Source organism: Paraburkholderia terrae (assembly GCF_002902925.1).
GTDB classification, from domain to species: Bacteria; Pseudomonadota; Gammaproteobacteria; order Burkholderiales; family Burkholderiaceae; genus Paraburkholderia; species Paraburkholderia terrae.
Genome location: NZ_CP026113.1, coordinates 290,072 through 314,663, shown reverse-complemented (window position 1 = coordinate 314,663; position 24,592 = coordinate 290,072). Strand labels below are relative to the sequence as shown.

At 63.0% G+C, this 24,592-nt stretch carries 22 protein-coding genes; 10 read left to right on the top strand and 12 right to left on the bottom strand.

Features of this window, described 5'->3' with window-relative positions; translation table 11 throughout:
* Positions 1-39: 39 nt before the first annotated feature.
* From C2L65_RS31145 to C2L65_RS31130, 4 genes are all read right to left on the bottom strand, one after another.
* Entirely contained in the window at positions 40-3,411 is a 3,372-nt protein-coding gene (locus C2L65_RS31145) for an efflux RND transporter permease subunit (protein ID WP_042306690.1), read from the bottom strand.
* Between the two features lie 10 nt (positions 3,412-3,421).
* Complete coding sequence (locus tag C2L65_RS31140; protein WP_042306790.1) at positions 3,422-4,657, bottom strand: efflux RND transporter periplasmic adaptor subunit; 1,236 nt, start codon at positions 4,655-4,657, stop codon at positions 3,422-3,424.
* A 123-nt stretch (positions 4,658-4,780) separates the two neighbouring features.
* A complete protein-coding gene (locus tag C2L65_RS31135; RefSeq protein WP_042306689.1) occupies positions 4,781-6,358 on the bottom strand; it encodes an efflux transporter outer membrane subunit in 1,578 nt (525 codons plus the stop codon).
* Positions 6,359-6,460: 102 nt separating this feature from the next.
* Positions 6,461-7,036 carry a TetR/AcrR family transcriptional regulator gene (locus tag C2L65_RS31130; RefSeq protein ID WP_233446682.1) on the bottom strand — a complete coding sequence of 192 codons (576 nt, stop codon included), beginning with the start codon at positions 7,034-7,036 and terminating at the stop codon, positions 6,461-6,463.
* Between the two features lie 345 nt (positions 7,037-7,381).
* Between C2L65_RS31130 and C2L65_RS31125 the strand changes: the two genes are divergently transcribed.
* Positions 7,382-8,005 carry a glutathione S-transferase family protein gene (locus C2L65_RS31125; RefSeq protein ID WP_042306788.1) on the top strand — a complete coding sequence of 208 codons (624 nt, stop codon included), beginning with the start codon at positions 7,382-7,384 and terminating at the stop codon, positions 8,003-8,005.
* Between the two features lie 23 nt (positions 8,006-8,028).
* Here the strand turns inward: C2L65_RS31125 and C2L65_RS31120 are convergent, their stop codons facing one another.
* The 3 genes from C2L65_RS31120 to C2L65_RS31110 are packed head-to-tail and all read right to left on the bottom strand — an operon-like array spanning position 8,029 to position 10,299.
* Positions 8,029-8,616: a flavin reductase family protein gene (locus C2L65_RS31120; protein ID WP_042306688.1), complete on the bottom strand. Its 588-nt coding sequence runs from the start codon at positions 8,614-8,616 to the stop codon at positions 8,029-8,031.
* A 1-nt stretch (position 8,617) separates the two neighbouring features.
* A complete protein-coding gene (locus tag C2L65_RS31115; protein WP_042306687.1) occupies positions 8,618-9,361 on the bottom strand; it encodes a GntR family transcriptional regulator in 744 nt (247 codons plus the stop codon).
* On the bottom strand, positions 9,358-10,299 hold the full coding sequence (locus C2L65_RS31110) for a polysaccharide deacetylase family protein (RefSeq protein ID WP_042306685.1): 942 nt from the start codon (positions 10,297-10,299) through the stop codon (positions 9,358-9,360). The genes C2L65_RS31115 and C2L65_RS31110 overlap by 4 nt, the downstream gene beginning before the upstream one ends.
* A gap of 288 nt (positions 10,300-10,587) precedes the next feature.
* Between C2L65_RS31110 and C2L65_RS31100 the strand changes: the two genes are divergently transcribed.
* Genes C2L65_RS31100 through C2L65_RS31085 form a run of 4 tightly spaced genes read left to right on the top strand, consistent with a single transcriptional unit; the run spans position 10,588 to position 14,836 of the window.
* Complete coding sequence (locus C2L65_RS31100; protein ID WP_042306680.1) at positions 10,588-11,643, top strand: ABC transporter ATP-binding protein; 1,056 nt, start codon at positions 10,588-10,590, stop codon at positions 11,641-11,643.
* 47 nt (positions 11,644-11,690) lie between these two features.
* Positions 11,691-12,992 (top strand): ABC transporter substrate-binding protein, encoded by a 1,302-nt coding sequence (locus C2L65_RS31095; RefSeq protein WP_042306678.1) that lies wholly within the window; start codon positions 11,691-11,693, stop codon positions 12,990-12,992.
* A 31-nt stretch (positions 12,993-13,023) separates the two neighbouring features.
* Positions 13,024-13,938 (top strand): ABC transporter permease, encoded by a 915-nt coding sequence (locus C2L65_RS31090; RefSeq protein WP_042306787.1) that lies wholly within the window; start codon positions 13,024-13,026, stop codon positions 13,936-13,938.
* A gap of 1 nt (position 13,939) precedes the next feature.
* Positions 13,940-14,836, top strand: coding sequence for an ABC transporter permease (locus C2L65_RS31085; protein ID WP_042306677.1), 897 nt, complete (start codon positions 13,940-13,942; stop codon positions 14,834-14,836).
* A gap of 38 nt (positions 14,837-14,874) precedes the next feature.
* Here the strand turns inward: C2L65_RS31085 and C2L65_RS31080 are convergent, their stop codons facing one another.
* The 5 genes from C2L65_RS31080 to C2L65_RS31060 all read right to left on the bottom strand — a co-directional run bounded on the left by C2L65_RS31080 (position 14,875) and on the right by C2L65_RS31060 (position 20,294).
* On the bottom strand, positions 14,875-15,588 hold the full coding sequence (locus tag C2L65_RS31080; protein WP_042306675.1) for a TetR family transcriptional regulator: 714 nt from the start codon (positions 15,586-15,588) through the stop codon (positions 14,875-14,877).
* A gap of 74 nt (positions 15,589-15,662) precedes the next feature.
* A complete protein-coding gene (locus C2L65_RS31075) occupies positions 15,663-16,580 on the bottom strand; it encodes an ABC transporter permease (RefSeq protein ID WP_007584696.1) in 918 nt (305 codons plus the stop codon).
* The gene (locus C2L65_RS31070) at positions 16,577-17,695 is read right to left on the bottom strand and encodes an ABC transporter permease (protein WP_042306673.1); all 1,119 of its coding nucleotides are present in this window, start codon (positions 17,693-17,695) and stop codon (positions 16,577-16,579) included. The genes C2L65_RS31075 and C2L65_RS31070 overlap by 4 nt, the downstream gene beginning before the upstream one ends.
* Entirely contained in the window at positions 17,692-19,272 is a 1,581-nt protein-coding gene (locus C2L65_RS31065; protein ID WP_042306671.1) for an ABC transporter ATP-binding protein, read from the bottom strand. The genes C2L65_RS31070 and C2L65_RS31065 overlap by 4 nt, the downstream gene beginning before the upstream one ends.
* Positions 19,269-20,294 carry a BMP family protein gene (locus tag C2L65_RS31060; protein ID WP_042306670.1) on the bottom strand — a complete coding sequence of 342 codons (1,026 nt, stop codon included), beginning with the start codon at positions 20,292-20,294 and terminating at the stop codon, positions 19,269-19,271. Before C2L65_RS31060 ends, C2L65_RS31065 begins: the two co-directional genes overlap by 4 nt.
* Before the next feature lie 196 nt (positions 20,295-20,490).
* On the opposite strand from C2L65_RS31060, the gene C2L65_RS31055 reads away from it, so the two are divergent.
* Genes C2L65_RS31055 through hpxZ form a run of 5 tightly spaced genes read left to right on the top strand, consistent with a single transcriptional unit; the run spans position 20,491 to position 24,440 of the window.
* Positions 20,491-21,297, top strand: a complete 807-nt coding sequence (locus C2L65_RS31055; RefSeq protein WP_042306668.1) for a cysteine hydrolase family protein — start codon at positions 20,491-20,493, stop codon at positions 21,295-21,297.
* Positions 21,294-22,445, top strand: coding sequence for an amidase (locus tag C2L65_RS31050; protein ID WP_042306666.1), 1,152 nt, complete (start codon positions 21,294-21,296; stop codon positions 22,443-22,445). Before C2L65_RS31055 ends, C2L65_RS31050 begins: the two co-directional genes overlap by 4 nt.
* An 11-nt stretch (positions 22,446-22,456) precedes the next feature.
* A complete protein-coding gene (locus tag C2L65_RS31045; protein WP_042306664.1) occupies positions 22,457-22,648 on the top strand; it encodes an AtzG-like protein in 192 nt (63 codons plus the stop codon).
* Positions 22,645-24,048: an AtzE family amidohydrolase gene (locus C2L65_RS31040; protein ID WP_042306663.1), complete on the top strand. Its 1,404-nt coding sequence runs from the start codon at positions 22,645-22,647 to the stop codon at positions 24,046-24,048. The genes C2L65_RS31045 and C2L65_RS31040 overlap by 4 nt, the downstream gene beginning before the upstream one ends.
* Positions 24,048-24,440: an oxalurate catabolism protein HpxZ gene (hpxZ, locus tag C2L65_RS31035; RefSeq protein ID WP_042306661.1), complete on the top strand. Its 393-nt coding sequence runs from the start codon at positions 24,048-24,050 to the stop codon at positions 24,438-24,440. The genes C2L65_RS31040 and hpxZ overlap by 1 nt, the downstream gene beginning before the upstream one ends.
* Positions 24,441-24,592 lie beyond the last annotated feature (152 nt).

Sequence of the window (24,592 nt, the reverse complement as noted above, 5' to 3'; positions counted from 1 at the left end):
ACTGGCCAGGAAACGCCGCGCGCGGCAAGTGTTCGGTCGTCAAGCCGGCGCCCCCGACCCTGGCGTACCGCCGGGGGGCGGTCCGTCGGGCGGCGCACCGTCCTTCGGCGTGCCATCTCCGTGTCCACCCGAGCCATCGCCGCCGTCGCCGCCGTGATGCGGCATCTTGTGCGACACCTCGTCGAGCTTGTCGCCGAGCAGGCGACGCACGACCACATAGAACACGGGTATCAGCAGCAGACCGAGAAACGTTGCAAACAGCATCCCGCCGATCACGCCCGTGCCGATCTCGTGACGTGAAGAGGCACCCGCCCCCGACGAGATCACCAGCGGGAACACGCCGAGAATAAACGCCATCGACGTCATCAGGATCGGACGCAGCCGCAAACGGGCCGCCGTCAGCACGGCGTCGCGCAGTGTCATGCCGCGTTGCTGCCCTTCTACCGCGAACTCGACGATCAGGATCGCGTTCTTCGCCGCGAGACCGATCACCGTCACAAGGCCGATCTTGAAGTAGATGTCGTTCGGCACGCTGAAGGTCAGGCAGAACGCGAGCATGCCGAGCATGCCAAGCGGCACCACCAGCAGCACCGACGCGGGTATCGACCAGCTCTCGTACAGCGCCGCGAGACAAAGAAACACCACCACGATCGACAGCGCCATCAGCGTGGTCGCCGACGAGCCCGACAGCAGCTCCTGATACGACTGCCCGGTCCAGTCACCCGCGAAGCCGCGCGGCAACTGATGGTTGATGATGTCGTTGAGCGTATCGATCGCCTGCCCCGTCGAGTAACCGGGCGCGGAGTTGCCGACGATCTCGATTGCCGAATAGCCGTTGTAGCGCGGCAGCACCGTCGGCCCAAACGCCCATTTGGCATTCACGACGCTGGCGAGCGGCACCATGTTGTACGGCGCAATCGACGTATTGGCGGGCGACGGATCGACGGGGGTGACGAAGCCGTTCGAGCCGACGGCCGTGCCCGTGCTGCCCGTCGTGCCCGAACTGATCTTGCTGGAAGACGCCTGACTCGACGACCCGCCGGCCGCAAAAACACTCGGCGTGTAGAGGTGCTGAAGCGCGTCGAGCGACATCCGGAACGGCGCATCCGCCTGGATATAGACGCGCTTCACTCGGCCGCCGTACGTAAACTGGTCGATGTAGAACGGCGCCAGTTCCATCTCGAGCGTCTGATAGACATCCGTCAGCGACAGACCCATCGCCTGCGCCTGCGTGCGATCCACCGCGATGTCCAGTTGCGGCGAGTTCGGCAGCGAGTTCGGGCGGATGCCGAACAGCACGGGACTTTTCGACGCGCTCGTCAGCAGCGTCCGCTCCGCCTCGCCGAGTTCAGCGCGCGATTGCCCCGAGCGCGCCTGCAGATACATGTCGACGCCGCCGAACTGGCTCAGGCCGCGAATGGTCGGCAGGTTCACCGCGAAGATCTGCGCGTCTGGGATCGACGACAGAATACGGTTGATCTGCGGGATCATCTGCATTGCCGTTAAGGAGCGGTCCTTCCAGTCAGACAGCTTGATGAACGACATGCCGACGTTTTCGCTCGTACCGACAAAGCTGAAACCCTCGGGCTGGAAGATGCCCACAATGTCCTTGCCGAGCGGGCTTTTGGCGAGCTTGTCGCGCAACTCGGCCATCACGTGATCGGTGCGCTGCAAGGTCGAACCGGATGGCAGGTTGACGAGTGCCAGCACGAAGCCCTGATCTTCGTCCGGCACGAAGCTGGTCGGCAACTTCGTGTACAGGAAGCCCGTCAGCACGAGTACGATCGCGAATGCCACCATCCAGCGCGGCGCGTGATGCACCGCCTTGCCCACATGGCTGAGATAGTGTTTCGTCGTCCAGTCGAAGGTCCGGTCGAACCATCGATAAAACGCGTTCTTCTTCGTCTGATGTTCGGTCCTGAGAATGGCGGCGCACAGCGAAGGGGTGAACGACATCGCCAGAAACGCGGAGAATCCCATCGACACCGCAATCGTCAGCGCGAACTGCGCGTAGATGATGCCCGTTGCGCCAGGCTGCAGCGCGGACGGCACGAACACGGCTGTCAGCACCACGGTGATCGCGATGATGGCGCCCGTGATCTGCTTCATCGCCTTGCGGGTCGCCTCACGCGGCTCCATATGCTCTTCGCTCATGATGCGCTCGACGTTCTCGATCACGACGATCGCATCGTCCACCACGATACCGATTGCGAGCACCATGCCGAACAGCGTCAACTGGTTGAGCGTGTAATGCAGCGCGGAAAGACCGATGAACGTGCCCAGCAACGCGACGGGAATCACGAGCGTCGGAATGATCGTCGCGCGCAGGTTCTGCAGGAAAACCAACATCACGAAAAACACCAGCAGAATGGCCTCGATGAGCGTGCGGATCACGTCCGTGATCGATGCGGTGATAAAAGGCGTGGTGTCGTACGGCACGCTCCATGTGACACCTTCCGGCAGATCGCGGGCGAGCGTATCCATCGTCGCCTTCACCGCTTTCTCGACCTTCAGCGCATTTGCGCCCGGCAGCAGGAACACGGCAAGGCCACCGGCCGGCTTGCCGTTGTACACGGGCGCCTGACCGTATGTCTGCGAGCCGAACGAGATGCGCGCCACGTCGCTCAATTTGACTGTGGTGCCGTTGCTATTCGATACGACAATGATGTCGCGGAACTGCTGGAGCGATGAAAAGAGACTGTCGCCGGAGACGGTTGCCGTGAACACCTGGCCCTTCACTGCAGGATCGGCGCCGAGCGAACCGGCCGCGAATTGCGCGTTCTGTCCGCTCACGGCGTTGAGCACCTGCGTGGTCGACAGGCCATAGCTCTGCAGCTTGTCGGGATCGAGCCAGATCCGCACCGCGTATTCCGAGCCGAGCAGCGTCGTGTTGCCGACGCCCGTCACCCGGCCGATGACAGGCTGGATCTGCGACGCGAGAATGTCGGAGAGCCGTCCCGCGTCGATCGACGCATTGTCCGACTGCAGCGCGATGAACAGCAGAATGTCTGGGCTGGACTTCGCGACGATCACGCCCTGCTGTGTCACCTGCGAAGGCAACAACGGCTGCGCGAGCGTGACCTTGTTCTGCACCTGCACCTGCGCGATGTCCGGGTCGGTGCCCGTCGCGAACGTGAGGATGATCTGCGTCTGGCCGTTCGAGCTCGACGTCGAGCTGAAGTACAGCAGATTGTCGATGCCCGTGAGCTGCTGCTCGATCACCTGCGTCACGGTCGATTCCATCGTCTGCGCGCTCGCGCCCGGGTATTGCGCCGTGACGGTCACTTGCGGCGGCGCGATGTCCGGATACGAATCGATCCCCATGCTGCGCACGGCGATGATGCCGAACAGGCAAATGAGGATCGCGATGACCCACGCGAAAACGGGGCGGTCGATAAAGAAACTCGGCATGAGCGGTCTCCTACTTCGCCATGCCGGCCGAAGCCGCTGCGGCCGATGATGCCGCCGCGCCCGGAGAAGAAGCCGCCGCACCCGATGAACCGGGCGACGCAGCAGCCGGCGGCTGCCACGCGACGGTCTTGACGGGCGCCCCTTCATGCGCAAACTGCACGCCCGTCACGATGACCTCGTCGCCATCCTTCAAACCGTGCGTCACGATCCAGTTGTTGCCGAGACTATTCACCGTCTCGACATCCCTGCGCGCCACCTTGCCGTCTCCGCCGACCAGCAGCATATAGCCGCCCGTCGTATCGCGCAGCAAGGCCTGCTGCGGGACTAGGAACACATCGTTCTGCCTGCCGAAATCGACCGTCAGCGAGACGAACATGCCGGGCAGCAAACGCCGCTGCGGATTCGCGACCAGCGCGCGCAGATTGACGGCGCCCGTCGATGCGTTCACCGTCACGTCGGAGAAATCGAGCGTCCCCGCGCTGCCGTACGCCGCGCCATTGGGCAACGCGATACGCACCGAGACCTGGTTCTGCTGCGACAGGTCGACGGTGCCGCCCGTTTGCGATTGCTGCAGCGTTGCGAGATCGGCCGAACTGATCGTGAAGTTCACGTACATCGGGTCGATCTGCTGGATCGTCGTCAACAGTGTGCCGTTGCCGCCCGAGTCGGTCGTGCTGCTGCCGACTACCGCGCCCGCCGTCACCTGCTGCTGGCCGGCGATGCCGCTGATCGGCGCCGTCACGCGCGTGTAATCGAGCGAGATGCGCGCGCTCTGCACAGTCGCCTCGTCGGCCTTCACCTTGGCGGCCGCGCTGCGCTCGGCGGCGTCGGAGTTGTCGACGGTTTGCTGCGAGATCGAACCGACGGGCAGCAGCTTGCGGTTGCGCTCGGCGGTGATGTGATCGTTGATGTAGGTCGCGCGGTCCTGCGCCAGAATCGCGAGATCGTTGTCGAGCTGCGCGCGATAGAACGTCGGATCGATCTCGAACAGCAGTTGTCCCGCGCGCACCTGCGAGCCTTCCGCGTAGTTGCGCTTGAGCAGCACGCCCGAGACGCGCGCCGTGACGTTCGCGCTGTAGTAAGGCGAAAGCCGCCCGACAAAGCGGCGTTCTAGCGGCACCGACTGCGCTTGCACCTTCACCGTCGAGACCTGCGGCGGCGGTGGCGGCGGCGCCTTTTTCGAGCACGCGGCAAGCACGATCAGACACAGACATAACAACGACACGCGTTCCAAACGTGACTTCATGAGAACTCCGTTGTTGCGTGACACTGGCACGCGCGGGCTGCATGTGTGCATGCCGGCGCTCCCGTGTCGGGTGAATCGTGTTGAACTGCGTGCGCGTCAATGCATCAGTCGTGTCGAACGTGTTCAGTCGGCGGCGCTGGTGGATTGCTGCGCGACAGGTCGACCAGCGCTTCCCGAAGCCGGCGATGCCGCCTCGGCGTCATCGCGCTGCCAGCCGCCACCGAGATTTTTCACGAGCAGCACGTGATTCTGCGCGAGCAAGGCCTGCGTATCGCGCAAGCTCTGTTGCGCCTGGATCAATGTCAGCCGCTGATTCAACACGTTCTGCTGGCTGACTGCGCCGGCATTGAACTGTGCCTCTTCGCTCGCGAACAATCGCGCGTTGCTGTCGAGCACACGTGCGAACGCGCTTTCCTGCGCCCGCAGATGATTCATCGACGACAGGCTGTCTTCCACGCTCTGGAATGCCGTAAGCACCGTATTGCGGTAGTTGGCCACGTCTTCGTCATACGTGGCGCGCGCCTGGTGTACGGCAGCCGTACGCGCGCCGCCATCGAAAATGGTTTGCGCCAGATCCGGCCCGAGCGTCCAGAAGCGGTACGGCACGGTGAACAGATGCGCGAGCGAGCTGTGCGCGAAGCCGCCTTCAGCCGAAAGCGTCAAGGTCGGAAAGAACGCGGCTTCGGCCACGCCGATACTCGCATTCGCGGCAGCCGCCGTGCGCTCGGCGCTGACCACGTCGTAACGCCGCTCGAGCAGTTGCGAAGGCAGCGACGTCGGCACGGCGGGCGCCATGAAGTGATAGTCGGGATCGGGCGGAATGCTGAACGACTCCGGTGGCACACCCGCCAGCACGGCAAGCGCGTGCTCATCATGTTCGCGGTTGATTTCCGTCGTCTGCAGATCGGCGATCACCGTTTCCAGATCTTCTTGCGCGACCAGCACGTCGTCGTTGGAGGCGCCGCCCTGGGCGTAGGCCGTCTGCACGATCGCGAGGATGCGCCCGTAAGCGTCCAGCTGTTCCTTCAGCGCGCGGATGTCGTAGTCGGCTTGCCGCAGCTGGAAGTAATCGGTCGCGACGCTGGCCGCAATTGAAATGCGCTCACCCGCGAGTTGTGCGTCCGACGCCTGCGCGTTGGCCTTCGCTTCCTCGATCTGACGACGTATCTGGCCCCACAGGTCCAGTTCCCAACTGACGGCCCCGAGCGCGACGACGCTGTTGCCCGCTCCGCCCGCCGCCGAGGTCGACGTCGACGCCCCGGACCCACGGCTCGCGCTCAGCGCGGCGACGTTGCCGCCCGAGCGCGCGCCGGACAGACCGGCCGTCACGGTCGGAAACAGGCCCGCACGGTTCGCCTCGACCGTCGCGAGCGCGAGACGATAGGCAGCCTCCGCCGCGGCGATCGACTGATTCGCGCGCAACGCCTGATCGACGAGGTCGTTGAGCTTGTCGTCGCCGTACATCCGCCACCACGTACTGTCGATCGCGGCTTGCGGGTTCGCATCGGCGCGCTGCCAGTCAACGCCTTCCTTGAATCCTTCCGGAATCTGCGCTTCGGGCCTGCGATAGTCCGGGCCCATCATGCAAGCGGTCAGCGACATGACGACGACGAGCATGACGCCGCCTAGCGCCGCGATTCGCCATTGGGTTCTTTCACACCGTGCGCGCACACCACTCGACGCACGCGAAGCTGTTTTCATGCATGTGCCTCCATTGACTGGATCGGCATTCCGACAAACGCGATTTACTTCGTATGACTAATTTAATTGAATGAAAACCGACAATGTTTTGAAAGCTCTGTTTCACCGGGTCAAGCACCCTGCGGTGAAAATCCTGACCGCCTGCTTCGCGATCAATTGACGTCTCGCTGCGCTCGGTCGCCGCGCGCCCATGAGCAGCATTCTGGCGCGCACACCGCCTAGCACCAGATGCACGAACTGCTCGGTGGCGAGTTCGACGTCGTCGAATTCGAGCTCACCGTTTTCGACCGCTGCGCGCAGATAGCCTTCGAGCGGTTCGATGCCGATCAGCCGCCCACGCTCCTGATACAGCCCGGCCGAGAGCGCGGGAAAGCGTCGTGTCTCGACCAGCAACACCCAGTAAAGCTGGGTCATTTCATCGCGAGTGCCGATGTCGAGCAGGTGCAGCGCCGCTCTCTCGAGCACGTCGACCGGTTCGCCGCCACTCGTGACGATGTGCCGGAGTTGCTCCTGCCAGGTCCGCCCCAGCGTTTCCAGAATCGCGCTAAACAACTGCTCTTTGCTGCCGAAATGACAATAAAGCGTCTTCTTCGCCACGCCCGCATCGCGAGCAATGTCGTCAAGACTGGTCTCCCGGAAGCCAACCGTCAGGAAGCGCTTTTTGGCGCTCGCGACCACGGCGCGAAGCCGAGCCTTCGACTCGTATCGCGTCAAGCGTCCACCCGGCCCGTGCTTGCGATCTGGATTCATGGCGTCCGAAAACGTGCCGTATGGAAACTCTACTGGCGAGTTTCCACTACGTGTCTTCATTATGGGGACGTGCCATGCGCACGCGCCGACGACCACAGCCTCACGCAGTATAGTCAATGAAATCCGCTTGGGGCCTTCGACAAATAACTATTGTTGTTCGTGCAATTGAATCATTAATCGTCACTTCTGGCGACAGAGGTGCATGGAAATCATTCATTCGATCGACTGCTATTGGATAGGCGGTTTTCGCATCGTCATTAAAAGGGCATGGAGATGAATACGACCTATGAGCTTTACGGCGCGCCGACGGGGAACTGCATTCGCGCCGCTATCGCGCTTGAAGAAGCCGGCTTGCCGTACACCGTGCGATCCGTCGATCTTGCGAACGGCGGGCATCGAAGCGCCGCGTATCTTGCGCTGAACCCCGCGGGAAAAGTACCCGTGCTGGTTGAAAGCAAAGAGAACGCGCCGCCCGTCGTGATCACGCAATCGAACGCGATCATTCTTTACGCAGCAGAGAGGGCGTCAGGTCGCCTGTTACCGGAAGACTCTCTGGCCCGATCCGTCGTTTATGAGCGATTTTTCTTTTTTGTCACCGACGTGATAGCCGTCAGTCACGCTGCTTTCTTTCTTCGTAGTGCGGGTGCTCCAGCGGGGCAAGCGCTGCTTGTCGAACGGATGCTTACCGCGCTCGAATCGGCAGAGCGGTATGTCAGTGACGGAGCGTATATGGCAGGAAAGACATTTTCAATCGCGGACATCGCGGCCTTCACGATCACTCAGTCGGTGATGTCACAACTGCCGTGGGCGCAACTGCCCAATTTGCGCCGCTGGTATGAACAGGTCGAAGCGAGGCCTGCGCTTACGCGCGGCCTCAAGGTGTTCAATCCGGGTTGATCGATGCGGAGCCGCCAGATGGATTAAAGCTCGAATCGATCCCGCGTCGTCACATAATCGCTCGCACCGAACCGGCCAACGGGAAAGTAATGCTGCAACCTGACGCGCCAGGCGTCACGATCGATCAGTTCGTCCCGCGCGTGCAGCACCAGTACCTTGCCGATGAAGATATGGCGGCTCGCCGTTTCAAGCGTCTCCCAAAGCTCGCATTCGAATGCAACTGGCGCCTGCGCGATGCGCGGCGGCTTGACCCGCGTCGACGCCAGCGCGGTGAAACCCACTTCGTCCAGTTCGCTGACATTCGACGCAAAGCGCTCGCCGCAGCGATGCATCTGCTGCGCAATCGCCTCATCGGCGAGATGCACGACGAATTCTTTTTCGCGCGGAATGTTCACTGCTGTGTCCTTTAACGTGCCGTCCGTCAGCCGGTTGATGCTGATCATCACGATGGGCGGCTCCTCGCCCAGCATGTTGAACATCGAGAACGGCGCGGCGTTCACCGTGCCGTCTACGCCGAGCGTGGTCACGAGCGCGATGGGTCGAGGCACGATCAAACTCGCCATCAGTTTGTAGCGCTGGTACTCGGTGATCGCTTCGAAGTCGATTTCCATGTCACTCCATCGCGGTTTGTCGATCCGGTTCGATGCCAAGCAGTTGTGCAAGCCGCTTCTTGCCCGGCATGCGCGACGTTTCGATGCGCGCCTCCAGACTCTGGAGATGCGCCGTCATATGCGCAATCGCGCCGTCGGCGTCGCGTGCTTCCAGGCAATCGAGGATAGCGGTGTGCTCGTCGTGCTCGCACGGCGCGTTGCCCACAGGCTCGTAAGCACCGACGATCAATGAGCAGCGCGAAATCAGTTCGGTGAGATAGCGCTCGAGAATCGGGTTGCCCGCCAGCGCCGCGATACGCAGATGAAATTCGCTGGCAAGCCGCGCCCACGAAGGCTGATCGAAGCGGTGCATCGCCTCGTGCTCATCGGCAAGCTGTTTGCGCAGTGCGCCGATATCGTCGACGCTCGCGCGTTGCGCCGCGAGTTCGACCAGCGCGCGTTCCACCGCGCAGCGGGCCTCGAAAATCTCGCGTGTCTCTTCGCGCGTCGGTTGCGCAATGACAGCGCCCTTGTTCGGACGCAACACGACGATACCGTCGTGCGCCAGCTTCTCCAGCGCGCGCCGCACCACTGCGCGCCCGACGCCGAATAGCTCGCACAGTTCCGGCTCGGGCAGTTTGGTGCCCGGCGTGAGCCTGCGATTCAACACGCCTTCGAAGATCGTTTGATAGATACGCCCGTCCGCGTCCGCCCGCTCGCGCTTCGCGTGTTTCGCGGGCCTCATGCCCGCCTGCACGGCACTCATGCGGCTTGCGCCGCAACGGGCACGGCCCCTTCTGCGTGGCGCGCGATGGCGCCGGGTGTCGTGAGCCAGATGTCGTCGCGCGCACTGGCGATATGTGCGAGCGCGCGCCGCAAGTGCCGCAACCGGTACGGCTGCCCGACAATGTACGGATGGAGCGCGATGCCCATTACGAGCGGCTGCGCAGTACGCGCGCGCTGCGTTTGCTCAAGCATCTCGTCGAACTGGTCGATGATCATGTCCGCGAAATCGCGCATGTCCATTTGGCGCGCCATGATCATCGGCAGATCGTTCAGTTCTTGCGGATACGGAATCGACCACAGCGGGCCGCCCTTCGTTTGCATACGCACAGGCCGGTCGTCGTGACACCAGTTGAGCGTATAGCGATACCCCGTCTCGGCGAGCAGGTCCGGCGTGCGGTGCGATTCGGAGATCCACGGCGACAGCCAGCCCATCGGCTCCGCGCCCGACTGTTCGATCATGCGCGCGCGGCAATGGGCCAGCAGCGCGCGCTCGCCGTCCTCGTCGAGATCGCTCTGGCGCTGCGCGTTCGTGTGGCCGTGAGCAATCAGTTCGTCGCCGCGCGCAACACAGGCTTCGATGAGTTCCGGGCAGTGATCGTAAAGCGACGTGTTAATGAGCGTACCCGCTGGCATGTCGAGCGAATCGAACAATTCGATGCAGCGCCACGCGCCGACGCGATTGCCGTACTCCCGCCAGCTGTAGTTCAGCACGTCCGGCTGCGGAGACAGTGGCCCCAGCGCCGCGCCCAGGCCCTCGCCGAAGGCGAAGTGCTCCAGGTTGAAGCCGAGATAGACCGCTAGCCGAGCGCCGTTCGGCCAGTGGTAGGCATCGCCCTTATGTATCGGCTGATAGCCGAAGCGGCCATGTGTTGTCAGTGCATCGAATGAACCGGACGGCTCGCGCTTGAAGTCGTTCATTGTCGGGTGTGAATGATCCGGTTTGGTTAGGTTGTGCCCCAATCCGAACGAAACCTGCACTGCGATTGCACACGCAACCAACTTGCAAGTGCTGACGATCGAGGTCCTCAATCGTGTGCAATATGCGCGCCAACCTGTCGACACGCGTTGTCAGCGGGCGTTGCGGCACTCGTGCGAGTACGTGCTGACGGCGGACGAAACAGCGAATGGCATATGACTTGCAGAAGCTCCCGGCTGCATGCTTCGTGCGCCGTATTCCATTCGCGTCATCTGACAGGACACACCTTCATGGTTCAGCCGGCATCTACCGTGGTTCATGCAAGCCCCGCCGACATCGAGCTGGTACACGTTTCGAAGCGTTATGGCGATTCGCTCGCCGTCGATGCCATCGACCTGCGCATTCCCGGCGGCGCGTACTGCTGCCTGCTTGGCCCGTCGGGCTGCGGCAAGACTTCGACGCTGAGGATGATCGCGGGTCACGAGTGGGTCTCCGAAGGCGACGTGCTGATCGGCGGGCGTAACGTGACACTTGAGCAGCCCGCCGCGCGTGGCACGGCCATGGTGTTTCAGAGCTATGCGCTGTTCCCGCATCTGTCCGCGCTCGACAACGTCGCGTTCAGCCTGAAGATGCGCGGCGTCGCCAAAGAGGCGCGTCGAAAGCGCGCGGGCGAACTACTCGAACTCGTCGCGATGTCGGCCTACGCGAACCGCCGGCCCGCGCAGCTTTCAGGCGGCCAGCAGCAACGCGTCGCGCTCGCGCGCGCGTTGCTCAACGAACCGCGCTGCCTGCTTCTCGACGAACCGCTGTCCGCGCTCGATCCGTTCCTGCGCGTACAGATGCGCGCCGAACTCAAGCGCTGGCAAAAGGAACTCGGCATCACCTTCGTCCACGTCACCCACTCGCAGGAAGAAGCGATGGCGCTTGCAGACCTCGTCGTGGTGATGAGCCACGGTCATATCGAACAGACGGGCACACCGTTCGAAGTCTTCAACCGGCCACGCACGGAATTCGTCGCGCGCTTTCTCGGCGGCCATAACGTGCTTGGCGCGAAGGGGGGGCTCTTCACCGTTCGCGCCGACCGCTTGCGCATCGCGCCGCAAGGCGTCACGCCGGGCACGAGCGCGGGCGAAAGCGGCTTGAGCCGCATCGGCGGCCTCGCCTGCACGGTGCGTGAAGCCGAATATCAAGGCACGCATTTGCGCATCACGCTCGATCCGCAGGATGGCTCGCCCGCACTCGTATCCCTGATGAGCGACGCCGACTACGATCCGCAACGTCTCGGGCCAAATGCGCGCGTGACGGTCTGGTGGGACGAGCAGAACGCCCATCCGCTCGCGGCCTGAAAGTTACAACGACAACGCAACGACAATTTCTTTAGAGGAGAAAAGTAATGAACGACGACAAGGTGGCCGCAAACGTGCAACAGACTGGAGAAGAGACTGTAGGCAAAGGTTTATCGCGCCGCACGTTCATCAAGGGCGCGGTCGCGGCTGCGGGCATCGCCGGTTTCCCGTACGTGCATGCACAAGAGAAGATCACGCTGCGTTATCTCGGCACTGCCGTCAACCAGAGCGCGGACATTGCGAAGAAGTTCAAGGAAGACACGGGCATCGAGATTCAATACATTCCCGTGACTACCGACGACGTCACCAAACGCATCATCACGCAGCCCAACTCTTTCGATATCGTCGACACGGAGTACTTCTCGCTCAAGAAGCTCATCCCGGCGGGCACGCTCGCGGGCATGGACGCCAAGCGCATCAAGCTCGCCGACAAGATCACGCCCGTGCTGACGAAGGGCGAAGTGGACGGCAAGAAGATCGGCGATCAAGGTACGGCGCCGAAAAAAGTGATGTTCCTCAAGGGCGCGCGTTCGACCGAATTTTCCGCGACGCCGACCGAGTGGATGACGCTGATCCCCACCACCTACAACGCCGACACGCTCGGCATTCGGCCCGACCTGATCGCACGGCCCGTGACGACATGGGCGGACCTGCTCAATCCGCAATTCAAGGGCAAGGCGGCGCTGCTCAACATTCCCGCCATCGGCATCATGGACGCAGCGATGGCAATCGAAGCGATGGGCCGTGTGAAATACGGTGACAAGGGCAACATGACCAAGGCCGAGATCGATCAGACCATCAAGATCCTGATCGAAGCGAAGCGCGCCGGCCAGTTCCGCGCGTTCTGGCGTGATTTCAACGAGAGCGTGAACCTGATGGCTTCGGGTGAAGTCGTGATCCAGTCGATGTGGTCGCCCGCTGTCACGAAGGTCCGCACGATGGGTATTGCCTGCAAGTTCCAGCCGCTGAAAGAAGGTTATCGCTCGTGGGCGTCCGGCTTCGGGTTTCCGCGCTCGCTGCAGGGCAAGAAGCTCGATGCCGCGTATGAATTCGTCAACTGGTTTCAGGACGGTTGGGCAGGCGCTTATCTGATGCGTCAGGGTTATTACCCCGGCGTCACGGAAACGGCGCGCACGCATATGCAAGCGTACGAATGGGACTACTGGATGGAAGGCAAAGCAGCGGCGCAGGACATCAAGGCACCCGACGGCCAGTTGCTCGAAAAAGCGGGCGCCGTGCGCGACGGCGGTTCGTACAACCAGCGCATGGGTGCAATCGCATGCTGGAACGCCGTGATGGACGAGAACATCTACATGGTGCAGAAGTGGAACGAATTCATCGCGGCATGACAGTGCATAAAAACACGCGCGGAGTGTGAAGATGGCCTCGGTCGAGTATCTCCAGCAGGCGAAGCCAACGGCCGTGCGCCATCGGCGCGTGAGCGCGTGGCTGCAAGCCACGCCGCTCACGGTCACGTTCGCGCTGTTTTTTATCGTGCCGCTCGTGATCACGTTGATCGTCAGCTTCTGGGACTTCAACGAGTATCAGATCATCCCGGCGTTCACGCTGAAGAACTACGCGGCGATACTCGATGGATGCACGTCGTTCACGGACGTCTGTGTCACGTTCAAGACGTATTGGTCGACGCTGAAATTCTGCGCGATGGTCTGGGCTGTGACGCTCGTGCTCGGCTTTACGATAGCGTATTTCCTCGCGTTCCACGTGCGCACGACGGCGATGCAGACGGTGCTGTTTCTCGTCTGCACGATTCCGTTCTGGACGTCCAACGTGATCCGCATGATCTCGTGGATTCCGCTGCTCGGCCGCAACGGGCTCGTCAATCAGGCGCTGATGTCCGCGCATCTGGTGGACCAGCCGCTCGAATGGCTGCTGTATTCGAACTTTTCCGTCGTGCTGGCGTTCGTGCATCTCTATACGTTCTTTATGATCGTGCCGATCTTCAACGCGATGATGCGTATCGACCGGTCGCTGCTCGAAGCCGCGCGCGATGGCGGTGCGAGCGGCTGGCAGGTCATCCGCGACGTCGTGTTGCCGTTGTCGAAGACGGGCATCGTGATCGGCTCGATCTTCGTCGTCACTATCGTGATGGGCGATTTCCTCACGGTGGGCGTGATGGGCGGACAGCAGATCGCGTCGGTCGGCAAGATCATCCAGGTGCAAACGGGCTACTTGCAGTTTCCCGCCGCTGCCGCCAACGCGATCATTCTGCTCGCGGTGGTACTTATGATCGTGTGGGCGCTGACGCGCGCCGTCGATATCAGAAAGGAACTCTGACATGAGTGTTTCGCTCAGGCATCGCGAGCGCCGGCCCGCGAGCTTCTACTGGCTCGCGCTGCTCTTCGGCCTTTTTGTGCTGTTTCTGTATGGCCCTGTGATCACGATTTTTATTCTTTCCTTTCAGGGCCCGGAAGGCGGGCTGACTTTTCCGATGCGCGGCGTCTCGCTGCACTGGTTCGAGGTCTTGCGCAACGGCGTCGGTGATATCGATATCTGGGCCGCGTTCGGGCGCTCCGTCAAACTCGCGATTGCTGTCACAGTGCTGACGGTGCTGTTCTCGGTGAGCGCGGGACTCGCGTTCAGGCGGCGTTTTCGCGGCGATACAGCCGTGTTCTACGTGTCGGTTGCGAGTCTCATCATGCCGTCGATCATCGTATCGCTCGGCATCGGGCTGACCTTTCGTCTGCTCGACACGCTCATCAAGTATCTGGCCAACGCTTGGGGCTTTCGGTCGTTCGCGGATAGCTGGACCACGTCGATGGGTCTCTACACGTCGGCGCTCGGCGCGCATCTTACGTGGACGTTGCCGTTCGGCCTGCTCGTGATGTTCGCCGTTTTCAACCGCTTCAATCCCGCGTTCGAGGAGGCGGCGCGCGATCTGGGTGCCTCGCCGTGGCAGTCGTTCCGAAATGTCGTGCTGCCTATCATCGGACCTTCCGTGATCGGCGTCGCGATGTTCGGCTTTACGCTTTCGTGGGATGAGATCGCGCGCACGTCACAGGCAATCGGCGATCAGAACACGCTGCCGCTCGAATTGCAGGGCCTGACGACCTCAGTGACCACGCCTGTCATCTACGCGCTCGGCACGATGACGACACTAATCTCGCTTGCAGTGATGGTGGGCGGATTGCTCATCGCGAGATCGCTTTCGCGGAAGCGGGCGACTGCGGGTTGATGCGCCGCACGGAGTTGCGCGGCGCTCTATCGGCAAGTTTAGAAGTGCGCCGCCAGTTCCGGCACACGCGCTCCCGTCAGAAACGCGCGCACGAGTTCGTGCGCCTGTGCCTTGTGCGCTGCCTGCCATTCAGGCGCGAGCATTTCAGTGTCGAACATGCGTGAGAGCGTGTACGCATTGGACTTGTGAAAATACGCGAGGCTCACGAGCGTCACGTACATATGCAGCGGATCGATCCCCTCGCGCAACTCGCCAGCGGCCTCGCCGCGTTCGATCAAGGTGCGCAGCTTGTCGAGCACAGGCGACGACATCGCGGGAATGACCTTCGATCGTTTCAGGTAGCGCGCCCGGTTCAGGTTCTCCCACGAAAGCAGACACAGCAACTCGGGGTGCGCTGAAAAGTGCCCTTCGGTGAAATCGTAAAGCTGCAAGATGCCCGCTGCGGGGTCGACGATCTTCTCGTCCAACTCGACTGCTAGCTCCGCTTCGCGCAGCTTCGCCAGCACATGCTCCAGCACTTCGACATACAGCATTTCCTTGCCGCCGAAGTAGTGGTAGATCATCCGGATATTGACCTTCGCGCGACTCGCAATCCCTTCCACGCGCGCGCCGCTGAAGCCTTTGTCGGCGAACTCCTTGATGGCGATCCGGAAGATGCGCTCGCGCGTCTTTGCCGCAAGTTGCTGGCGACGCGTGGGCTCGTCCTTCGCCGCTCGGGCGGGTGCGCTGGGTGCAGGGGTGTTGCGTGGCATGGTGTCGATGAATGATTGAAGAATGACGCGGCGATTCGTTATGGTACTCCGCCGCGCCCCCGGCGCTCTCGCGCTCAACGCCTGAACGGCTGGGTGAGCGCAGGCGGCGCGGACTGCCGGCCAATCAGTCCCGCCACGGCTACGAGCGCGAGGAGATACGGCAGCATGATGAGCAATGCCGTCGGCACATGCAGGCCGAACATCGGCAATTGAAATTGCATTGCCGTCGCTGCACCGAACAGCAGGCACGCGAGCGCCGTGCGGCCGACCTTCCAGTTGCCGAAGATGATCGCCGCAATGGCCAGATAGCCTGCGCCGTTGGTCATGCCTTCCGTAAAGGTGTGAATGTCGCCGATCGAGATGAAGCATCCCGCCGCTGCCGACATCACGCCCGAGAACACCACGGCGCCGTAGCGAATCCGCGCGACACCGAGACCCGACTGATCGACCGCGCGAGGCGCGACACCCGTCGCGTGCAGCGCGACGCCCAACGCCGTATAGCGCATCATCACGTAGGTTCCGATCAGCACCGCGAGCCCCGCATACAGCAGCCACACTTGGCCGAATATCGGTTCGCCGATCACAGGCAGCGTGCCGAGCACAGGCGGCGACCAGTGCGCAAGGCCCGGAATCACTGCGCTCGAACGCTCGCCGAAGATTTCGCGGTAAGCGAGCGTCGTGCCGCCGAGCGCCAGAATGTTGATGCCGATGCCCGTCACGATCTGATTCGCACGCATCGTCACGCTCAGGAACGCCTGCAGCAGCGCGAGGGGAATCACGCCGAGCATGCCGCACAGCAAACCAATCGATGGATTGCCCGTCAGCCACGAAAAAGTCGCGCCGAGAAACGCGCCCGTCAGCATCATGCCTTCGACGCTCATGTTGAGCACGCCCGCGCGCTCGCTCACGAGTTCGCCCGTGGACGCGAGCATCATCGGCGCGGCGAGGCGGATCGACGCGCCCGCAAAGACTGCGAGAAGTTCGAGATTCATTGGCGCGCGTCTCCCTTGTCGAGCCACATCGCGCCGCCCGCGAGCGCGATGGTGACGATGCCCTGCACGATCAGCACGAGCGCGGAAGGCACCTGCGCGACCATTTCCATGTTGATGCCGCCCGAGCGCAGAAAGCCGAACAGCAGCGCCGCCGCGAATACGCCCGTGATCGAGCCACGCGCGAGCAGGCCGACGACCAGACCGTCGAAGCCATAGCCCGACGAGAAGCCCGCTTTCAGCGAGTATTGATCGCCTTGCAGCATCAACGCGCCGGCGAGCCCGCTAAAGGCGCCCGCAAGCGCCAGCGCGCCGACAATCGACGACGTGATCGGCAGACCCGCGCGCCTCGCCGCGACCGCATTGAGGCCCGCAGCCCGCAACGAGAGACCGAAGCGCGTGCGGGTGAGCATGAAGGCTGAACCGATCGCCAGCGCGAACGTGACAGGCAGACCGATATTGAGGTTCATGCCGCTCGCGGCGAAGATCGCGGGGAGTTTCGTGAGATCAGGAATTTCGAGCGATTCGGGCAAGGTCGCGCCGTTCGTCATCGGCTGACGCAGCAGCGCTTCGCTCTGCACGCACCAGTAAAGCAGCCACACGGCGATGAACGACAGCAACAGCGTGCTGATCACTTCGTTGGTGCCGGCTTTCGCTTTTAGCACGCCGGGCACGCCGCCCCACAGCGCGCCCGCAGCGGCGGCGCCGAGCATCGGCACGATGAACGACAGGCCGAACGGCAAGTGCGCGCATCCGCCGTAAAGACTCAGCGCGGTCGCGACGATGCCGCCGATCGCAAGCTGCCCTTCGCCGCCCACGTTGGTGAGCTTCGCGCGATTCGCGATCACGAATCCGGTGCCGACGAGCGCGAACGCGAGGCTGCGATTGATCGACGCGCCGATTGCATACGGCGAGCCCCATGCGCCGTCGGCGAAGGCCGCGAGCGCATCGCCGATGGGTACACCCATCAGCGCGATCAGCGCGAGCGCCGCCAGTATCGCGAATACGACAGCCCCGGCGATCACGCACGCGACGCGCACATGCGGCAGACGCGCGCGCCAGCCTTGCGCGTCAAGCGTCGAGCCGAACAGGGTTTGCACCTTCATCTGCGGATTCATGCAGGTTCTCCCGCGCCCGCCATCCACGCGCCGATGCGGCCGCGATTGCTCGCCTCGGGCGTACAGGTGCCCATGACGCGCCCGCGATACAGCACGACGATGCGATCGGCGACGCTCATCAGTTCGTCGAGTTCGGAGGAAATCAGCAACACGCCCACGCCGCGATCGCGCGCGGCGCGGATGTGCGAGTACACGGCGGCGACCGCGCCGACGTCGAGGCCGCGCGTCGGTTGCGCGGCGAGCAGAAACAGCAGGGGATCGAGCGTCAGTTCGCGCGCCAGCACGGCCTTCTGCTGATTGCCGCCCGACAGGCCGCCGAACAGCGCGTCGGGTCCACTTGCGCGCACGTCGAAGCGCTGCATCAGGTCGAGCGCGGCGGCGCGCATGGCACGGCGGCGCAGAAAGCCAGCGCGCGTATAGCGGTCGAGATGATTGAGCAGCAGATTGTCGGCGACGCTCATCCCCGTGACGCAACCCACCGCGTGCCGATCTTCGGGCACGATGCCCACGCCCGCTTGCGTCAGCTCGCGCGGCGTCGCATTCGTCATGTCGCGCCCCGCGATAAAAAAGCGTCCCGCCGACGCGCTCGTCATGCCCGCGAGCACCGCGCCGAGTTCGCTCTGTCCATTGCCTTCGACACCCGCAATGCCGACGATCTCGCCGCGATTGACGACGAGCGTACAGTCTTCGAGGCGCGTGACGTCTTCGGCATCGCGCGCGCTCAGACCGTCGATCTGCAATACCTCTTCGGCGAGCGGACGCGAGTACGGCGAGCGCGTGTTGACGAGCGACAGACGGTTCGTCAGATCGCCGTCGTTGTCATCACCGTCTTTACCCGGGCGATGAATCATCGCATGCACGAGCCTGTCGATTTCGCTCGAAGGCGCCGCCGAACGCGCCACCACGCGCCCCGTTTGCAGCACCGTCGCATGCGTGGCGATCCGGCAAATTTCCTTCAGCTTGTGCGTGACGAGCACCACTGCGCAGCCGCGCGCAGCGACGCGCTCGCAGGTGTCGAGCAACGCATCGATCTCGGCGGGCAACAGCACGGCAGTGGGCTCGTCGAGCAGCAAAAGGCGCGGCTCGCGCATCAGGCATTTGACGATCTCCACGCGCTGCCGCTCGCCCACCGACAGATCAGCCACCTTCGCTTCGAGCGACAGTTCCAGCCCGACACTCGCCAGCACTTCACGCAATCGCGCCGCTTCGCGCTGCCGGTTCAGCCAGCCTCGCGCCTGGCCAAGCAGCAGATTGTCGAGCACGCTGGCGTCGTCGACGAGGCTGAAATGCTGATGCACCATCGCGATGCCATGCGCCAACGCCTCACGCGGATTGCGCGGACGATAAGGCGCGCCGTTCACCTGCATCGCGCCCGCATCCGGCTGGTGAACGCCGAAGATCACGTTGCACAGCGTCGATTTGCCCGCGCCGTTCTCGCCGATCAGGCAGTGTACGTCGCCCGGCATCAGATCGAGCGACACGCCTTCGAGTGCGGTGAACGCGCCAAAATGCTTGCCGATGTTCGTCAGCGAGAGAATCGGCTCGGCACGCGCGACGGGAGAAGCGAGCGTGCTCATCCTTCGGATACCTTGATCTTGCCACTCAAGATGTCGTCTTCGATCTGCTTGAGCTTCGCGTCCATCGCGGGCGTCGATTTGCAGATCACCATGCTGGAAGCCTTCGGTCCCATCGCGAGGCCGAAGGCCTTGTAGCCCGGCTGCCATTGGCCTTTCTCGAGTTGCTCGATCGCGTACTGCGCCTGGTAGCCGACACCCGTGATGCTGTACGCCACGTACAGCGGGTCGGTGCCGCAACGGTCCGTATAACTGCCGATAACGTGCGTGTTCTTTTCCTTCGCCGCCTGCTCCAGTCCGCGCAGCCCGAGGTTCAGGATGTGATAGTGGACGTCGGCGCCTTGCGCGATGGCGGCAGCCGTCGCTTCGCGAGCCTTGGCGACGTTATCGAAGTCGCCCGTGTAGCTCTCGAAGTACTTCACCTTCGGGTTGATATAGCGCGCACCGTTGCCGAACTCCTTGCCCGCGTTGACGATAGACGGAATCTCCATGCCGCCCACGTAGCTCACCGCGCCGCTCTTCGACATCATCGCTGCGGCCGCGCCCGCGACGAATGCGATCTCGGCCTGCTTCACGTCGTAGCCGGCGACGTTGGGCGGCATGTTCTCACCCTTGTTGCCGCCCACCACCGAGAACTTCACGTTGGGAAAGCGCTTGGCGATCTTCAGCACGGCCGCCTGGGTCTGTCCGCCGATGCCGATCACCAGCTGATTCTTTGACGCGAGATTGGTGAGCGCCTGCTCCATGTCCGCGTAGTTGATGTTCTCGATGATCTGCGTCTTCAGCTTCGGGCCGAATTCCTTCTGCGCGGCGACGACGCCGTCGTAGCCCGATTCCATCCAGCCCTTGTCCGTCTTCGAGCCGGGAATCAGCACGCCGACGCGCATCGCGTCATCGGCGGCGTGCGCGGCGGGAATGAAGAACGACGGCGCGGCGAGTGCGACGAGTCCCGCCACGACGAGCGCGCGAGCCACGAGCCGACGGCGCAGTTTTCCGTGCGATGCCTGTTGCGAACCGATCATCATTGGCACTCCTTTTGCGTTGGATTTGGGTAAGTAGGTTATTCATGACTGAAATGCACGTTGCAACTTCGATGCCAATGCGCGTTCGATCCCGTCGGAACGCTCCCGCATTTCCGATTCGACGGGCGACATTGGCGACGCGCAGATCGCCATTTCAGGAACCCTCGGACATCACACGCTCAACGCTCTGGAGAACCCCGTGAACGACAACTCGAACCCAGACCTGGCAACGCCTGGCGGCGTGCTCGGCGCTTTCGCGCAGACGCGCTGGACGGCCACCGGAACGCTCGTCGACATGGCTGCGCCCACACCTGTTCCGCGCCTCGCCATCCTCGATTCCGAGCCGCAAAACGTGCGCTTCGACATCGAAAAATCAGCCCTTGTGATCATCGACATGCAGAACGACTTCTGCACCAAAGGCGGGTGGGTGGACCACATTGGGGGCGATTACAGTGCGGACCGCGCGCCCATTGCACCACTGCAGCGCCTGCTGCCCGTGGTGCGCGACAGCGGTGTTCCCGTCATCTGGGTGAACTGGGGCAACCGGCCGGATCTCGCGAACATGCCGCCCAATCAGATCCATCTGTACAAGCCGAAAGGCACGGGCATCGGTCTTGGCGAGCCGTTGCCGGAGCATGGCGCGCGCGTGCTGGAGAAAGATTCGTGGGCCGCCGCCGTGGTCGACGAACTGAAGATCGAGCAGCAGGATATCTGCGTGGACAAGTACCGCATCAGCGGCTTCTGGGACACGCCGCTCGACAGCATCCTGCGCAACCTCGGCACGCGCACGGTGTTCTTCGCGGGCGTCAACACCGATCAGTGCGTGCTGCACACGCTCACCGACGCGAACTTTCTGGGCTACGGCTGCGTGATGCTGACCGATTGCTGCGCGACGTCGTCGCCTGCGTTCTGCACGGAAGCCAGCATCTGGAATGTGAAAAAGTGCTTTGGCTTTGTCGCGGATTCGCTGCAATTCGCTGCCGCGCTGAAGGAGGCCGCAGCATGAGCGCGTTCATCCCAGGCCCGCGCCTCCGGGTCAGCGCGAGCGCACGCGGCGCCCTCGATGGCTTGCGCTTCGCGGTCAAGGATCTGATCGACGTGGCGAGCACGACGACGGGCGGCGGCAATCCCGATTGGCTGGCAACCCACAGTCCCGCCGCGCGACATGCGCCTTGTGTCGCCAGATTGCTCGACGCGGGCGCATCCGTGGACGGCAAAACGATTACCGATGAACTCGCCTACAGTCTGGAAGGCGTGAACGCTCACTATGGCACGCCGCTTAATCCGCGCTGGCCGTTTGCGCTGCCGGGCGGATCGTCGAGCGGATCGGCGTCCGCCGTGGCGAGCGGCGAAGTGGACTTCGCACTCGGCACCGATACGGGCGGCTCGGTGCGCGTGCCCGCCGCGTTCTGCGGACTGTGGGGGATTCGTCCGACTCACGATGCCGTATCGCTGGAAGGCGTCCTGCCGTTTGCGCCCTGCTTCGATACGGTTGGCTGGTTTGCGCCCACGGGCGCGATGCTCGCGCTCGTCGCCGACGTGTTGCTTGATGGAGTGCCTGCCGTCGATGCGCCCTCGGCCCTCGTGCGCTGCAAGGAAGCATTCGATGCACGCGCAACGAACGAACCCGGCGACGCGCAGCGCTTGCGCGAATTGTCCGCTACGCACGACGAGATCGAAGTCATCGCAGGTGACCGCGCGCGCTGGCTGCATGTGTATCAACAGTTGCAGGACGATGCGATCGGCGCATCGCTGGGTGCGTGGATCGATGCCACCCAGCCACACTTCGGTGTGGATATCGCCGCGCGCTTCGCGCGACTCAAAACGCACGACGCCGCCGAAGTGGAACGGTGCCGGGTCATGCGCGAGGCGTTTGCGCAGCGCATCGACAGCATCGTAGGCGACGCGCTGATCGTGCTACCGACCACGCCGCGCTCGTTGTTGAGCAAGCACGAAACACCCGAACGCACCGATGCGTTCTATCGCGACGCGCTGACCATGAATGCGATTGCCGCATTCGGCGGCTTGCCGCAAGTCACCGTGCCCGTCGCAAACGAAAGCGAGCGACCGCTCGCGCTATCGATCATCGGCCCGCGTGGCAGCGATCGCGCGTTGATCGCGCGGGCGCGCGAACTCTTCCCCACTCTTCTGTGAACCCAACACCCATGTCAACTTCCCTCGAGATCACGCTCGACGCCTATGTCGACGCCGCGCTCGCCCTGCATTTTCCGGGGCTTCCGGCGGAAGTCGCCGCGCGTGTGAAAGCCCAATTCGCGCGCGTCGCACAGCTTGCCGGGCCCGTGCTGGCCTATCCCGTCGATGTGAACGACGAACCCGCGACGGTGTATCACGCATGACGACACTCAGCACTATTTCAGGCAGCGCGCTGTCCATCACGCGCGCGTATGCCGATGGCGCATTCAGCGCGCGTCAATTGATCGAGGCGACGCTCGCGCGGATCGACGCACACGACGCGCAGATCAACGCATTCACCGCCATCACGCGCGAACGCGCGCTCGCCGAAGCCGATGCGTTCGATGCACGCCGCGCGAGTGGTCAGACATTGCCGCCGCTCGCGGGCGTTCCGTTTGCGGCGAAGAATCTGTTCGATATAGCGGGCGTCACGACCATCGCCGGGTCGCGCGTGCTTGCCGACGCGCCCCCCGCCACCGCCGATGCAACGCTCGTGCGACGCCTTTGCGATCAAGGCGCAATCATGGTCGGCGCGCTCAACATGGACGAGTTCGCGTATGGCTTCACGACCGAAAACCATCACGCGGGACCGTGCCGCAATCCGCACGATTTGACGCGCACGGCGGGCGGGTCGTCGGGCGGCAGCGCGGCGGCCGTTGCGGCAGGCTTCGTGCCCGTCACGCTAGGCACCGATACCAACGGCTCCGTGCGCGTGCCTGCTTCGCTGTGCGGCGTGTTCGGCGTGAAGCCGACTTATGGACGCCTGTCGCGGCATGGCACATGGCCGTTCGTCGCGAGCCTCGATCATATGGGCGCTTTCGCGCGCAGCGTGGACGATCTCGCTGCCGTCTACGACTCGTTGCAATGCACCGATCCGTTCGATCCCTCATGCGCCCAGCGTGGCTTCGAATCCGCGAATGCGCGGCCCGGTGTGTTGCGCGTGGCGCGGCTCGGTGGCTATTTCGATGAACACGCGAATGACGATGCGCGTGAAGCCTCGCAGGTTGCCGCTGAAGCTTTGTCGGCGACGCATACCGTTGAATATCCCGATGCCGATGCGGCGCGCGGCGCGGCGTTTCTGATTACGGCTGCCGAAGGCGGTCAACTGCATATGGCGAATCTGCACGCGCGCTATGACGAGCGTGAGCCTTTGTCGCGTGATCGGCTGATTGCGGGTGCGTTGCTGCCCGCTGCGTGGATCGTGCAGGCGCAGCGCGTGCGGGCTGCGTTGCGGCGTCGCGTACTGGAACTGTTCTCGCATTACGATGTGCTGATTGCGCCGGCTACGCCTGTCGTCGCGCCGCACATCGGCGATGAGTTCATGGACGTCAATGGTGAGCGGCTTGCTGTGCGGCCTAATCTCGGGTTGTTGACGCAGCCGGTTTCCTGTCTCGGGCTGCCCGTCGTCGTCGCGCCGATGCGTACGCGCGATGGTTTGCCGATTGGTGTTCAGCTGATTGCGCCGCCGTGGCGTGAGGAGCTTGCGTTTGAAGCGGCACGGCGCCTCGAAGCTGCGGAGGTCGCGTATTGCCCGACACCGGCGTTCGATGCGGGAGCACAGTGATGATCGAGATCAATCGGCCCGATGTACTCGCTGAGGTCAACGCAGCATTCGACGCTTATGAACGCGCGCTCGTGAGCAATGATGTCGCTGTGCTCGATGCGCTCTTCTTCGATTCGCCGCATACGCTGCGGTATGGCGCGACGGAAAATCTATATGGGTATGACGATATCCGTGCGTTTCGCGCGGTGCGTCCCGGCAAGGGGCTTGAGCGCACGGTGACGGCTCGTGTCGTTACCACTTATGGCGATGCGTTCGCCGTCGCCAATATCGAGTTTCGGCGCGATAGCGAGCCGCGTATCGGCAGGCAAAGTCAGACCTGGGTGAAGATGCCCGAAGGCTGGCGCGTGGTGAGCGCGCACGTGAGCTGGATGGGCGTGGACCCAGGTGCGTGATGGTTTTTTCACTGGCATCCGCGTCGTGACGGTGATCAACAGACAACGGTTCATCACTTGGCTATCGGCGCGAGCCCGATGTTTTGCCAGATGTTGGCGAGCGTGGATTCCGACAATGCCATGAGATTGCTAACGCCCGTCGCCCGGTTATA

Excerpts from the sequence above, each read along its gene's own strand:
- C2L65_RS31090 (WP_042306787.1), top strand. The coding sequence starts at position 13,024 with ATGGCCTCGGTCGAGTATCTCCAGCAGGCGAAGCCAACGGCCGTGCGC.
- C2L65_RS31135 (WP_042306689.1), bottom strand. The coding sequence starts at position 6,358 with ATGAAAACAGCTTCGCGTGCGTCGAGTGGTGTGCGCGCACGGTGTGAA.
- C2L65_RS31040 (WP_042306663.1), top strand. The coding sequence starts at position 22,645 with ATGACGACACTCAGCACTATTTCAGGCAGCGCGCTGTCCATCACGCGC.
- C2L65_RS31120 (WP_042306688.1), bottom strand. The coding sequence starts at position 8,616 with ATGGAAATCGACTTCGAAGCGATCACCGAGTACCAGCGCTACAAACTG.
- C2L65_RS31065 (WP_042306671.1), bottom strand. The coding sequence starts at position 19,272 with ATGAGCACGCTCGCTTCTCCCGTCGCGCGTGCCGAGCCGATTCTCTCG.
- C2L65_RS31060 (WP_042306670.1), bottom strand. The coding sequence starts at position 20,294 with ATGATGATCGGTTCGCAACAGGCATCGCACGGAAAACTGCGCCGTCGG.
- C2L65_RS31080 (WP_042306675.1), bottom strand. The coding sequence starts at position 15,588 with ATGCCACGCAACACCCCTGCACCCAGCGCACCCGCCCGAGCGGCGAAG.
- C2L65_RS31100 (WP_042306680.1), top strand. The coding sequence starts at position 10,588 with ATGGTTCAGCCGGCATCTACCGTGGTTCATGCAAGCCCCGCCGACATC.
- C2L65_RS31140 (WP_042306790.1), bottom strand. The coding sequence starts at position 4,657 with ATGAAGTCACGTTTGGAACGCGTGTCGTTGTTATGTCTGTGTCTGATC.
- C2L65_RS31070 (WP_042306673.1), bottom strand. The coding sequence starts at position 17,695 with ATGAATCCGCAGATGAAGGTGCAAACCCTGTTCGGCTCGACGCTTGAC.
- C2L65_RS31125 (WP_042306788.1), top strand. The coding sequence starts at position 7,382 with ATGAATACGACCTATGAGCTTTACGGCGCGCCGACGGGGAACTGCATT.
- C2L65_RS31050 (WP_042306666.1), top strand. The coding sequence starts at position 21,294 with ATGAGCGCGTTCATCCCAGGCCCGCGCCTCCGGGTCAGCGCGAGCGCA.
- C2L65_RS31095 (WP_042306678.1), top strand. The coding sequence starts at position 11,691 with ATGAACGACGACAAGGTGGCCGCAAACGTGCAACAGACTGGAGAAGAG.
- C2L65_RS31085 (WP_042306677.1), top strand. The coding sequence starts at position 13,940 with ATGAGTGTTTCGCTCAGGCATCGCGAGCGCCGGCCCGCGAGCTTCTAC.
- hpxZ (WP_042306661.1), top strand. The coding sequence starts at position 24,048 with ATGATCGAGATCAATCGGCCCGATGTACTCGCTGAGGTCAACGCAGCA.
- C2L65_RS31045 (WP_042306664.1), top strand. The coding sequence starts at position 22,457 with ATGTCAACTTCCCTCGAGATCACGCTCGACGCCTATGTCGACGCCGCG.
- C2L65_RS31145 (WP_042306690.1), bottom strand. The coding sequence starts at position 3,411 with ATGCCGAGTTTCTTTATCGACCGCCCCGTTTTCGCGTGGGTCATCGCG.
- C2L65_RS31110 (WP_042306685.1), bottom strand. The coding sequence starts at position 10,299 with ATGAACGACTTCAAGCGCGAGCCGTCCGGTTCATTCGATGCACTGACA.
- C2L65_RS31075 (WP_007584696.1), bottom strand. The coding sequence starts at position 16,580 with ATGAATCTCGAACTTCTCGCAGTCTTTGCGGGCGCGTCGATCCGCCTC.
- C2L65_RS31115 (WP_042306687.1), bottom strand. The coding sequence starts at position 9,361 with ATGAGTGCCGTGCAGGCGGGCATGAGGCCCGCGAAACACGCGAAGCGC.